This is a genomic window from Acinetobacter sp. 24-47-64, from assembly GCF_057737055.1.
Map to the genome: position 1 here is coordinate 1374521 of NZ_CM173215.1, position 13092 is coordinate 1387612.

Genomic DNA, 13092 nt, shown 5'->3' on the forward strand with positions numbered 1-13092 from the left:
ACATACATTCGGCTTTTTTTATGCAATCGATCAAAGGATGTATGTGGAATAAAATTTAAACGATTGATATATTTCATAAAGAAGCATAGGACATGCTGAATAAAACAAAAATCATTGAGGGAGAAATTCATGATCCGTAAGGAGCATTTAATCACTGCTTCGTTGTCCTCGATTAAGGCAACCTATCAACAACTTTCATCCGCGCCACTTGCCATGAGACGAGGAGAATATAAGGCTCAGTTTATTGGTCCTTGGTGGTTAAGAGTGTCTGCAGCACCGAGTTTATTTTTAAGTGGATTGGGGGGATGGTTTGGGAAAAAATTCATCAATCAAAATTTAGTCACTAATATTTTACTCAATCGCGGGCAGAGAAGTGAAAAGCTTCAAATGGAGTGTCTAGAAGAGGCGTCTTTGATTGATGGAAAACAAACGATCGCCTTGTATTATGGCAAGACAGCACCAATTCCATGGCGTTGGGTGGTTGATGAGTTAAGACAGCTTGATGAACATACGATGTTATGTATGACTATCATTAATCTTCCTTTTTTAAAGCATTTTTCATTTCCATTTATTCTAAGTCGTGATGTATGAAATCAAAATTTGAATATGATGTCATTATTGTAGGTTCAGGCTTTGGTGGAAGTGTAGCTGCGCTAAGATTGTCTGAGCTTGGATTAAAAGTAGCTGTGCTAGAGCAGGGAAGAAGGCTCACTGAAGATGATTTACATCGAGCAAGTCGGAGTTCTAAATACTTAAATTGGGCACCGACGTTAGGGATGAAGGGTTTTCTTGCACAAGACGTATTCCAACATATGGGTGTGGTTCGAGGGGTTGCCGTTGGTGGTGGCAGTGTTGTTTATGCTGCTGTGTTGTTAAAACCAGGTCAAAAGTTTTATCGTGATCCAACTTGGAGTCATTTGTCAGAAGACTGGGAGAGGGAATTACAACCGCACTATCAGATGGCTCAGTCCATGCTAGGTGTAAGTTCAAATCCATATAAAGATCAGCAAGATGAGTGGTTAAAACAAACAGCAGAAAAAATGGGTTCTGGAGATAGTTTTGACACTGTACCACAGGGAATTTACTTTGGTGATCCTCATCATTGGGTGAGTGATCCACTTTTGAATGGTCAAGGTCCCGAACGAATAGGCTGTAATCAGTGCGGAAATTGTATAACGGGGTGTGCGCAGGGTGCGAAGAATAGTTTGGATAAAAACTATTTATATCTTGCAGAAAACAATGGAGTTGAGATTCTTCCAGAAACCAAAGTAACTCATCTTTCACATGTTGATGGAAAATATATCATTCATACATATCAGTCATTTAACTCCAAAGAAAAACAAGATTACTTTGCGAAACAGGTCATTCTATCCGCAGGTGTTATAGGAACTGTTGAAATTTTGTTTGCTTCAAGAGATGTGTATAAAACCTTACCGAATATTTCTGGTCAGTTAGGTGAACATATTCGAACCAATAGTGAGGCGATTGTTGCAATCTCTAATAATGATAAAACAATAGATTTAACGAGAGGGACGACCATTTCCAGTCATTTTCATGCAGATGACAAAACACATATTACTCAGAATCGATTTCCAGCAAGTTATGAGTTTATGAAGTTTTATATGGGACCACTGGTCAATGGCGATCAACCTGTAAAACGTGCACTCCATGTTTTAAAGCATTTTTTTCTGCACCCCTTTGTTTCAACTCGATCATGGCGTTCTAAAAACTGGCATAAACGTGTCACTGTATTAACCGTCATGCAACAGGCAGACAATCAAATACGATTTGTATATGGACGTACTGCACTCAGAGGTTTTAGGCGTTTTTTGAAAACGCAGGTTTCAGTTGGAGAAAGAGCGCCGTCTTTTATACCGTTAGCAAATGAAGCTGCAGAAAAATTTGCTGAAGTAAGTGGTGGTCAAGCACAGAATAATATATTGGAAAGTATGGGGCACTTATCTGTTACAGCGCATATATTGGGTGGTGCAGTTATGGCTGAGGATTCCTCTAAAGGTGTGATTGACTCTAATCATCAGGTTTTTGGCTATCAAGGCTTATATGTGGTTGATGGGAGTGCGATTCCTGTGAATGTTGGTGTTAATCCGAGTTTGACCATTACGGCATTAGCTGAGCGATTTGCAGAAAAATATAAAATTAGTCATTTCGATAAAGTGTCATAAATCCACCATCATAATGTCATATCTTCGTTGAATACTCTTGGTTTAAAAAAAGGAGTATTCAAATGAAGAACAAGATAAAAATAACAGGTCTTCTATTAACGACATCGTTATTGCTAAGTAGTTGTGGTGGAGATGACCAAAAATCTAATCCTAATATTACACAACCCTCAGAGTTGAAAATTCTTCATATTAATGACCATCACTCCCATTTAGATGGTGAAGAGCTTAGCTTTAATTTCGATTTAGGTCATGGTGAAGAACAACTAGTCGTTTCGCGTGGTGGATTTTCTCGTGTAGCAACATTTATGAATCTAATGGCAGAAAATCATCAGAATGTAGTGAAAATTCATGCTGGTGATGCGATAACAGGAGATTTGTATTACAACCTCTCAAATGGAAAAGCTGATGCTGAAATGATGAATACAGTGTGTTTTGATACTTTCACCTTGGGAAATCATGAATTTGATGCAAAAGATCAAGGCTTAAAAGATTTTATTGGTTTTTTAGACGAAGGACAGTGTAAAGAGCGAGCAGAGATTCTTTCTGCAAATGTTGAATTTGGGGTGAGTTCACCTTTATATCAGACAGATCGGATTCAAAAATCTATTGTTCTTGAGCGGGATGGGGAAAAATATGGGGTTGTGGGGCTCACCATTGCATCAAAAACTAAAAACTCCTCTCAACCAAATCAAGACACATTATTCCGAGATGAAATTACAGTAGCTCAAAATGAGATTAATCAACTCAAAAAACAGGGAATTAAAAAAATTATTTTACAAACACATGTAGGCTATGAACTTGATCAAAAATTAGCACAAGAACTTACGGATGTGGATGTGATAATTGGAGGCGACTCTCACACATTGTTTGGACCTCATATATTAGAAAAGTATGGTATGTCTCCTGTCGCTACCTACCCATTACAATTGAAAAATAAAAATGGCGAATCTGTTTGTGTTGCTCAAGCATGGCAATACAGTTATGTGGTTGGTGAACTTAACGTAAAATTTAATGCAGATGGTGCGGTTCAAAGTTGTGTGGGTAAACCGCATGTGTTAATTGGCGATGATTTTAAACGTAAGCAAAATAATGAAAGAGTCAGTGATCAAGAAAAAAAATATATAGAACATCAATTCGAAAAAGAACGAGCTCCTTTTTCTATTATTAAAGAAGATCAAAATATTTTGAGTGTCTTAGAGCCCTATAAGCAATCTAAAAAATTATTTGCAGTCAAAGTTGTTGGGCAGGCAGTTGATAATTTATGTTCAAGACGTGTGCCGGGAACTCAATTTGATCGCTCACGATCATCTTTAGGTGATGTGTGTAATTTGAATGCGCATGTCGATGCCCATGGTGGTGATATTCAACAAATGGTTGCCGAAGCATTTCTTAAACAAGGCAAAGAATATTTTAATGCTGATATTTCATTTCAAAATGCAGGTGGAGTAAGAGTTGATTTGGCGAAAGGAAATATCACGGTAGCAGATATCTACCAAGTCTTACCTTTCAAAAATACGCTCGTTCAATTGAATATGACTGGTCAAGAAATTAAAGATACGCTTGAAGATGCCATTTCAGGCGTGATTGAACAAAAAAATACTGGAAGTTATCCGTATACGGCTGGATTAACTTGGCAAGTTGATATGACGCAGCCTATTGGAAAGCGTATTACAAATATTCAAGTCAGAAATGGGTTTGACCAGTTTGTGCCATTAGATTTAAATCAGTTATATAAAATTGTAACCATCAATTTTTTAGCTGATGGTGCTGATTACTATCATACATTGAAAAAAATTACAGGTGAGCGTCGAATAGAAGTTGGATTGGACTATGCAGAAGCATTCTTAAATTACTTAAATTCAATAGATGGTGATCAAGAAATGAAAACAATTCGAAAACTAGCTACTTCATATTATAGTACTCAAAAATACATAGAGTAAGATTTAGAGCTTTTTGATCTAAAAAACCCCAATTTAATTGGGGTTTTTTAATTAAATTAATTGTTTTTGTGTATTTTTTAGTGTAAAAAACATAAATTTGCTTAAAAAATAAACATACATGAGTTTTCGTTTAAATAAGGGGTTGCAAGGGAAGAAAAAATCTATAGAATGCACCCCATACCGACGAGATACACGGAAACGAGCGAAGCAGGTTGCTGAGTTGTTAAGTGTTTCGAGTCCAGCTTCTAGCATTGACGAGATGTTAGAAAGATCATTAAGAGATTATGAAGAACAACTTGTGTGGATTTTTACTGGTTGATTGATCGATATATATTATCATTAATAATTGGTAGAAATTTCTCGAAGTTTATTTGAGCAAATTTTTTGTCAGTAATTGATGAGCCAAGATTGGTACCCTTTAGGTACTATTGATTTTAAACTGAAGAGTTTGATCATGGCTCAGATTGAACGCTGGCGGCAGGCTTAACACATGCAAGTCGAGCGGGGGAAGGTAGCTTGCTACTGGACCTAGCGGCGGACGGGTGAGTAATGCTTAGGAATCTGCCTATTAGTGGGGGACAACATCTCGAAAGGGATGCTAATACCGCATACGTCCTACGGGAGAAAGCAGGGGACCTTCGGGCCTTGCGCTAATAGATGAGCCTAAGTCGGATTAGCTAGTTGGTGGGGTAAAGGCCTACCAAGGCGACGATCTGTAGCGGGTCTGAGAGGATGATCCGCCACACTGGGACTGAGACACGGCCCAGACTCCTACGGGAGGCAGCAGTGGGGAATATTGGACAATGGGCGGAAGCCTGATCCAGCCATGCCGCGTGTGTGAAGAAGGCCTTTTGGTTGTAAAGCACTTTAAGCGAGGAGGAGGCTACTAAGATTAATACTCTTGGATAGTGGACGTTACTCGCAGAATAAGCACCGGCTAACTCTGTGCCAGCAGCCGCGGTAATACAGAGGGTGCGAGCGTTAATCGGATTTACTGGGCGTAAAGCGTGCGTAGGCGGCTTTTTAAGTCGGATGTGAAATCCCCGAGCTTAACTTGGGAATTGCATTCGATACTGGGAAGCTAGAGTATGGGAGAGGATGGTAGAATTCCAGGTGTAGCGGTGAAATGCGTAGAGATCTGGAGGAATACCGATGGCGAAGGCAGCCATCTGGCCTAATACTGACGCTGAGGTACGAAAGCATGGGGAGCAAACAGGATTAGATACCCTGGTAGTCCATGCCGTAAACGATGTCTACTAGTCGTTGGGGCCTTTGAGGCTTTAGTGGCGCAGCTAACGCGATAAGTAGACCGCCTGGGGAGTACGGTCGCAAGACTAAAACTCAAATGAATTGACGGGGGCCCGCACAAGCGGTGGAGCATGTGGTTTAATTCGATGCAACGCGAAGAACCTTACCTGGTCTTGACATAGTAAGAACTTTCCAGAGATGGATTGGTGCCTTCGGGAACTTACATACAGGTGCTGCATGGCTGTCGTCAGCTCGTGTCGTGAGATGTTGGGTTAAGTCCCGCAACGAGCGCAACCCTTTTCCTTATTTGCCAGCGGGTTAAGCCGGGAACTTTAAGGATACTGCCAGTGACAAACTGGAGGAAGGCGGGGACGACGTCAAGTCATCATGGCCCTTACGACCAGGGCTACACACGTGCTACAATGGTCGGTACAAAGGGTTGCTACCTAGCGATAGGATGCTAATCTCAAAAAGCCGATCGTAGTCCGGATTGGAGTCTGCAACTCGACTCCATGAAGTCGGAATCGCTAGTAATCGCGGATCAGAATGCCGCGGTGAATACGTTCCCGGGCCTTGTACACACCGCCCGTCACACCATGGGAGTTTGTTGCACCAGAAGTAGGTAGTCTAACCGCAAGGAGGACGCTTACCACGGTGTGGCCGATGACTGGGGTGAAGTCGTAACAAGGTAGCCGTAGGGGAACCTGCGGCTGGATCACCTCCTTAACGAAAGATTGACGATTGGTAAGAATCCACAACAAGTTGTTCTTCATGACGATGTATCTGAGGGTCTGTAGCTCAGTTGGTTAGAGCACACGCTTGATAAGCGTGGGGTCACAAGTTCAAGTCTTGTCAGACCCACCACTACTGACGAAGCAATTCATACAGAAAGATACATTGATCTAAATGATAAGCTGGGGACTTAGCTTAGTTGGTAGAGCGCCTGCTTTGCACGCAGGAGGTCAGGAGTTCGACTCTCCTAGTCTCCACCACGTATTCATTCGAATACGTAGTAAGCAAACGAGTTGATAGCTTATAGAGCTTAGTAATAAAGCTGTGTATACTGCACGCCTTGATTATTAAGCTCTGTGATTTATCACAGTTGACTGCGATCTGACGAAGACGTAGTGAATCATTAACAGCATATATTTGAGTTGAAATAATTTGTTCATACTCATAGAAAGAGCGGAAACGAGATAACGTAAGTTATTGAGTTGAAGTGATTGAAATGAGAACTAGCGAAATTAACTGAATCAAGCGTTTTGGTATATGAATTTGAATTGAAGCTGTACAGTGTTTAGATACACAGTACTTCAAACTGTAATGTTGAACGATCTACTTGTAGGATCGAACGACTGTTTGGGGTTGTATAGTCAAGTAATTAAGTGCATGTGGTGGATGCCTTGGCAGTCAGAGGCGATGAAAGACGTGATAGCCTGCGAAAAGCTCCGGGGAGGCGGCAAATATCCTGTGATCCGGAGATTTCTGAATGGGGGAACCCACCTATCATAAGATAGGTATTGCAACATGAATACATAGTGTTGCAAGGCAAACGCGGGGAAGTGAAACATCTCAGTACCCGTAGGAAAAGAAATCAATTGAGATTCCCTCAGTAGCGGCGAGCGAAAGGGGAAAAGCCCATTAAGTTATGTAAGCTTTAGTGGAATGCTCTGGGAAGTGCAACCATAGTAGGTGATAGTCCTGTACACGAAAGGGCTTACATGATGATGTCGAGTAGGGCGGGGCACGTGAAACCTTGTCTGAATATGGGGGGACCATCCTCCAAGGCTAAATACTCCTGACTGACCGATAGTGAACCAGTACCGTGAGGGAAAGGCGAAAAGAACCCCTGTGAGGGGAGTGAAATAGATCCTGAAACCGCATGCATACAAGCAGTGGGAGCCACTTCGTGTGGTGACTGCGTACCTTTTGTATAATGGGTCAGCGACTTACATTCAGTAGCAAGGTTAACCGAATAGGGGAGCCGTAGAGAAATCGAGTCTTAATAGGGCGTTTAGTTGCTGGGTGTAGACCCGAAACCAGGCGATCTATCCATGAGCAGGTTGAAGGTGAGGTAACACTTACTGGAGGACCGAACCCACTGTCGTTGAAAAGCCAGGGGATGACTTGTGGATAGGGGTGAAAGGCTAATCAAGCCTGGTGATAGCTGGTTCTCCCCGAAAGCTATTTAGGTAGCGCCTCGGACGAATACCATTGGGGGTAGAGCACTGTTTCGGCTAGGGGGTCATCCCGACTTACCAAACCGATGCAAACTCCGAATACCAATGAGTACTATCCGGGAGACAGACTGCGGGTGCTAACGTCCGTAGTCAAGAGGAAAACAATCCAGACCGCCAGCTAAGGTCCCTAAATCATAGTTAAGTGGGAAACGATGTGGGAAGGCATAGACAGCTAGGAGGTTGGCTTAGAAGCAGCCACCCTTTAAAGAAAGCGTAATAGCTCACTAGTCGAGTCGGCCTGCGCGGAAGATGTAACGGGGCTAAAACTATGTACCGAAGCTGCGGATTTGCAATTTATTGCAAGTGGTAGGGGAGCGTTCTGTAAGCCGATGAAGGTGGATTGAGAAGTCTGCTGGAGGTATCAGAAGTGCGAATGCTGACGTGAGTAACGATAAAACGGGTGAAAAACCCGTTCGCTGAAAGACCAAGGGTTCCAGTCCAACGTTAATCGGGGCTGGGTGAGTCGACCCCTAAGGCGAGGCCGAGAGGCGTAGTCGATGGGAAATTGGTTAATATTCCAATACTTCTGTGTAATGCGATGAGAGGACGGAGAAGGTTAAGTCAGCCTGGCGTTGGTTGTCCAGGTGGAAGATTGTAGGCATGTATCTTAGGCAAATCCGGGGTACTCTATGCTGAGAATCGATAGCAAGCTAGTTTACTAGCGAAGTGGCTGATACCATACTTCCAGGAAAAGTCTCTAAGCTTCAGTTACACAGGAATCGTACCCGAAACCGACACAGGTGGTCAGGTCGAGTAGACCAAAGCGCTTGAGAGAACTCTGCTGAAGGAACTAGGCAAAATGGTACCGTAACTTCGGGAGAAGGTACGCTGCCGGCGGTGATAGGACTTGCTCCTTGAGCTACTGGCAGCCTCAGAAACCAGGCCGCTGCAACTGTTTATTAAAAACATAGCACTCTGCAAACACGAAAGTGGACGTATAGGGTGTGATGCCTGCCCGGTGCTGGAAGGTTAATTGATGGGGTTAGCGTAAGCGAAGCTCTTGATCGAAGCCCCAGTAAACGGCGGCCGTAACTATAACGGTCCTAAGGTAGCGAAATTCCTTGTCGGGTAAGTTCCGACCTGCACGAATGGCATAATGATGGCGGCGCTGTCTCCAGCAGAGGCTCAGTGAAATCGAATTCGCCGTGAAGATGCGGTGTACCCGCGGCTAGACGGAAAGACCCCGTGAACCTTTACTGCAGCTTGACATTGAACTTTGATCTTACTTGTGTAGGATAGGTGGGAGGCTTTGAAGTAGAAACGCCAGTTTCTATGGAGCCGTCCTTGAAATACCACCCTGGTAATATTGAGGTTCTAACTCTGCTCCATTATCTGGAGCGAGGACCATGTCTGGTGGGTAGTTTGACTGGGGCGGTCTCCTCCTAAAGAGTAACGGAGGAGTACGAAGGTGCGCTCAGCGTGGTCGGAAATCACGCGTAGAGTATAAAGGCAAAAGCGCGCTTAACTGCGAGACCCACAAGTCGAGCAGGTACGAAAGTAGGTCTTAGTGATCCGGTGGTTCTGTATGGAAGGGCCATCGCTCAACGGATAAAAGGTACTCTGGGGATAACAGGCTGATACCGCCCAAGAGTTCATATCGACGGCGGTGTTTGGCACCTCGATGTCGGCTCATCTCATCCTGGGGCTGAAGCAGGTCCCAAGGGTATGGCTGTTCGCCATTTAAAGAGGTACGCGAGCTGGGTTTAGAACGTCGTGAGACAGTTCGGTCCCTATCTACCGTGGGCGTTGGAAATTTGAGAGGATCTGCTCCTAGTACGAGAGGACCAGAGTGGACGAACCTCTGGTGTACCGGTTGTGACGCCAGTCGCATCGCCGGGTAGCTATGTTCGGAAGGGATAACCGCTGAAAGCATCTAAGCGGGAAGCCTACCTCAAGATTAGATTTCCCAAGGACTTTATGTCCTCTAAAGAGCCGTTGAAGACTACAACGTTGATAGGTTGGATGTGGAAGTACGGTGACGTATGAAGCTGACCAATACTAATTACTCGTGAGGCTTGACTATACAACACCCAAACAGTTGGTGTTGTGGTTCAAATCATGACAAATAACTTGATTTAGTTAGATAAAACGCTAAACTGCACAAATTAAAGCAACTCAAATAGCTGTTAATAACTTCTTTGACCAAGCAAAGGCACGCAAATAATATATGTGAATAAGACCTAAGCAAAGTCACAACAGTTGTGCTGGCGACAATAGCAAGAGTGAACCACCTGATCCCTTCCCGAACTCAGAAGTGAAACCTCTTAGCGCTGATGGTAGTGTGGGGTTACCCATGTGAGAGTAAGTCATCGCCAGCTCATTATTCTAAACACCCCCTTCATTCAAAGGGGGTGTTTTTTTATGTGGAAAAATTGAATTTGAAAATAATTAAACCCTTGTAATTAAATAAGAAGCTCCATTCAGTTAATTTATGCTAAACAATAAATGCCTTAGTGATAAGGCTAATATCATAAAAACAACCCAACTAATTAGTTGAAAAGCTAAATAATAAACAATAATGAATGGTTCAAAAAATGAATGATTTACAATGAAATTTTTATTTACAAAGAGCATCAAAGTTGACTATTAAATAAAATGCCAATCCTAATTTGCAGATTGAGTATTAAAAATCAAGATTTCAGTCGAAAGGTTATATAAGAATTCATTCTTAGTAACTAAGAATAAATATAAAACTCTTAAAACTTGAATTTTCATGATTTTTTATGCCAATTGAATTATTAATCAATCTATTAAATGAATAATCCACTAGAAAGTTGTATAGACAAAAATCCTAATTTATTGCATTTATATAAAATATGAATCCAGGTTCATTATTTTAAAAATACTCACAATTGGAGGTGAGATAAAAATGACAGCGCAGACAATGAATGTGAATGCTGTAATTGATAATGCAAAATTTAAACCCTTTCATTTATCAATCGTATTATGGTGTTTATTTATCGTAATTTTTGACGGTTATGATTTAGCAATTAATGGCGTAACGTTGCCACTTCTTATGCAAGAGTGGGGTATGACTTCTGTCCAAGCTGGGTTATTAGCGAGCACTGCGCTAGCGGGAATGATGTTTGGTGCGATGCTTTTTGGTATGTTGGCAGATAAAATTGGTCGAAAAAAAGTTATTTTAATTTGTGTAACCTTGTTCAGTGGTTTTACTTTTTTAGGAGGATTCGCAAGTAATCCAACAGAATTTGGAATTTTAAGATTTATTGCTGGACTTGGTATAGGCGGTGTTTTGCCAAATTTAGTAACTTTAACTTCTGAATATGCACCACAAAAATTGAGAAGTACCTTAGTTACGATTATGTTTAGTGGCTATGCAGTTGGCGGAATTATGGCGGCTTTATTGGGTGTAAAATTTACACCTGAATTTGGTTGGCAGATTATGTTCTTTATTGCAGGAATTCCATTATTAGTATTACCGTTTATATGGAAGTATATGCCTGAATCACTAACATTTTTAGTGAAACAAAAAAATTATGAACCTGCCTCAGAAATTATTAATAAGATCAATGCAGATTTAAATGTTAATTCGTCAACTCATTTGGTTCTAAACGAAATTAAACTACCTGATGCATCGGTTAAATCTCTATTTACTGATAGTAGAGCGAAAACGACGTTATTATTTTGGTGCTGTTTTTTTATGTGTCTTTTAATGACATACGCATTAGGAAGTTGGTTACCAAAGTTAATGATGGCTGCAGGTTATTCTTTAGGAAGTAGTTTAACATTTTTACTTTCATTAAATATTGGCGCTGTCATCGGTACTATTGGTGGTGGAATTCTAGCAGATAAGTTTCATCTCAAACCTGTAGTGATTTCGATGTTTGTAATTGGAGCTTTTGCTTTATTTGGATTAAGTTTCAATTCGCCGCCAATGGTTATTTATCTACTTGTGGCATTGGCTGGTGCAGCATCAATTGGTACTAGTATTTTAATATATAGCTATGTAGCGCAATCTTATCCAATTGCTGTACGTTCAACTGGGATTGGTTGGGCTTCAGCGGTAGGGCGTATAGGTGCAATTGTCGGCCCCATTGTCATTGGTATTCTTTTAGGAATGGAATTGCCGCACAAATGGAATTTCATTGCTGTTGCTATACCAGCAGTAATTGGTGCAATAGCCGTATTCTGTATTAAGAGGACAAAAGTGATTGAAACAGTTCCTGAAAAAATAAAAATCGCATCTTCAATCACACAGTAGAATAAAAGCCTCATAAGAGGCTTTTTTTATAAATGTGATTTTAAAATTTTTTGATGCTCTTTAACCTGTTTGGCATAACGTTTACCTTGTTTTTTCATTTTTCGATTTGTGTTGTATCCAGTAGGCCCAACGTTGTAATAGGCCAGTGCTTTTTTCCAGCTACCAGCAGATTGATTATATTTTGATAGGATAAAAGTCCCACAATGTATATTAATATTTTCTTGAAAAAGGTCACCTGGACAAGATTGTTGCCAATATCTAGGGATAATTTGAGTAAGACCTACAGCACCTGCTGGTGATACTGCATAATTTCGATAACTCGATTCTTGTCGAATAAGAGCGGCCATTAACAGGGGGTCGACATCAAATTGTTGCGCACTTTGCACAATCAGTGGTGAAACCCTATTTGCGGTGTCTGGGTGTACAGAGTATGCCTTTTGAATACCTGTTGAAAGTTTTGCGGCGCGTTTTTGTACTGAACCACCACCTAAAGATGAGCAACCAACAAACACGATACACGATGATAGAACTAAACTATATTTAAGGAAAGTAAAGGATGGGGGAGGTGATTGTAAACGTTGTAAAAAAAGCAAAATAGTAACCGTGCAAATTCAATTTGCAAAAATCATAAGTAAGCTGGTGATTGGGGTCAAGCCCTAGATAAATTGGAGTGTTGTAGTTTTGCAATATATTGATGAGTAAGATAAATAGATCAGAAAAACTTTAAAATTGATTCAATATTTTCTTATAATAATGCCATTATTAAATGCCTGAAATCATCATGACGCCAGCTTGTAAATTTCTAAAAAACAAAAAGATAGATTATTCTGTTCATGAATATGAGCATGATCCTAATGCTGAAAGTTTTGGTTTAGAAGCAGCTCAAAAATTGGGTTTATCTGTACATGAAGTTTTTAAGACACTTCTAGTGACAGATGATGTCAATTATTTTGTGACAATTTTACCAGTGGACCATCAACTTAATTTAAAAAAGGCGGCGAATGCTTTCAGTTGTAAAAAACTTAAAATGGCTGATCCGAAAGTGGCTGAGCGTCTGACCGGTTATTTAGTGGGTGGGATTAGTCCAATTGCTCAAAAAAAGCGACTTAATACAGTCATTCACCAATCGGCAAGTTCTCTTAAAAAGGTGTACGTGAGTGGTGGAAAACGAGGGCTAGATATCGGATTAGATCCTCAATCATTGGCCCAAGTATTAGATGCTCAATTTAAGGACATTGTGGATCACACTTAATGTTTGA

General features: G+C 41.1%; 6 protein-coding genes, 2 tRNA genes and 3 rRNA genes. 10 read left to right on the plus strand and 1 reads right to left on the minus strand.

What is annotated here, in order from left to right:
• The first annotated feature begins 129 nt into the window (after window positions 1-129).
• The 9 genes from AC1M85_RS06505 (at window position 130) to AC1M85_RS06545 (ending at window position 11833) form a co-directional block, all read left to right on the plus strand.
• Window positions 130-591 carry a hypothetical protein gene (locus tag AC1M85_RS06505; protein ID WP_481611010.1) on the plus strand — a complete coding sequence of 154 codons (462 nt, stop codon included), beginning with the start codon at window positions 130-132 and terminating at the stop codon, window positions 589-591.
• Window positions 588-2183, plus strand: coding sequence for an FAD-dependent oxidoreductase (locus tag AC1M85_RS06510; RefSeq protein ID WP_481611011.1), 1596 nt, complete (start codon window positions 588-590; stop codon window positions 2181-2183). Before AC1M85_RS06505 ends, AC1M85_RS06510 begins: the two co-directional genes overlap by 4 nt.
• A gap of 62 nt (window positions 2184-2245) precedes the next feature.
• Window positions 2246-4123, plus strand: coding sequence for a 5'-nucleotidase C-terminal domain-containing protein (locus AC1M85_RS06515; RefSeq protein WP_488213783.1), 1878 nt, complete (start codon window positions 2246-2248; stop codon window positions 4121-4123).
• Window positions 4124-4559: 436 nt separating this feature from the next.
• Window positions 4560-6097: ribosomal RNA gene (locus AC1M85_RS06520) — 16S ribosomal RNA — on the plus strand.
• 61 nt (window positions 6098-6158) lie between these two features.
• A tRNA-Ile gene (locus tag AC1M85_RS06525) sits at window positions 6159-6235 on the plus strand.
• Between the two features lie 52 nt (window positions 6236-6287).
• Window positions 6288-6363, plus strand: a tRNA-Ala gene (locus tag AC1M85_RS06530).
• Window positions 6364-6742: 379 nt separating this feature from the next.
• Window positions 6743-9634 (plus strand): 23S ribosomal RNA (locus AC1M85_RS06535).
• A 180-nt stretch (window positions 9635-9814) separates the two neighbouring features.
• A 5S ribosomal RNA gene (gene rrf, locus AC1M85_RS06540) occupies window positions 9815-9929 on the plus strand.
• The 16S, 23S and 5S rRNA genes sit together here with 2 tRNA genes alongside, the layout of an rRNA operon.
• A gap of 551 nt (window positions 9930-10480) precedes the next feature.
• Complete coding sequence (locus AC1M85_RS06545) at window positions 10481-11833, plus strand: MFS transporter (protein ID WP_481589498.1); 1353 nt, start codon at window positions 10481-10483, stop codon at window positions 11831-11833.
• Between the two features lie 26 nt (window positions 11834-11859).
• On the opposite strand, the gene AC1M85_RS06550 is transcribed toward AC1M85_RS06545, so the two are convergent.
• Window positions 11860-12345: a lytic transglycosylase domain-containing protein gene (locus AC1M85_RS06550; RefSeq protein WP_373683363.1), complete on the minus strand. Its 486-nt coding sequence runs from the start codon at window positions 12343-12345 to the stop codon at window positions 11860-11862.
• A 269-nt stretch (window positions 12346-12614) separates the two neighbouring features.
• Between AC1M85_RS06550 and ybaK the strand changes: the two genes are divergently transcribed.
• Entirely contained in the window at window positions 12615-13085 is a 471-nt protein-coding gene (gene ybaK, locus AC1M85_RS06555; protein WP_180028959.1) for a Cys-tRNA(Pro) deacylase, read from the plus strand.
• Window positions 13086-13092 lie beyond the last annotated feature (7 nt).

Excerpts from the sequence above, each read along its gene's own strand:
- AC1M85_RS06505 (WP_481611010.1), top strand. The coding sequence starts at position 130 with ATGATCCGTAAGGAGCATTTAATCACTGCTTCGTTGTCCTCGATTAAG.
- AC1M85_RS06510 (WP_481611011.1), top strand. The coding sequence starts at position 588 with ATGAAATCAAAATTTGAATATGATGTCATTATTGTAGGTTCAGGCTTT.
- AC1M85_RS06515 (WP_488213783.1), top strand. The coding sequence starts at position 2,246 with ATGAAGAACAAGATAAAAATAACAGGTCTTCTATTAACGACATCGTTA.
- AC1M85_RS06545 (WP_481589498.1), top strand. The coding sequence starts at position 10,481 with ATGACAGCGCAGACAATGAATGTGAATGCTGTAATTGATAATGCAAAA.
- ybaK (WP_180028959.1), top strand. The coding sequence starts at position 12,615 with ATGACGCCAGCTTGTAAATTTCTAAAAAACAAAAAGATAGATTATTCT.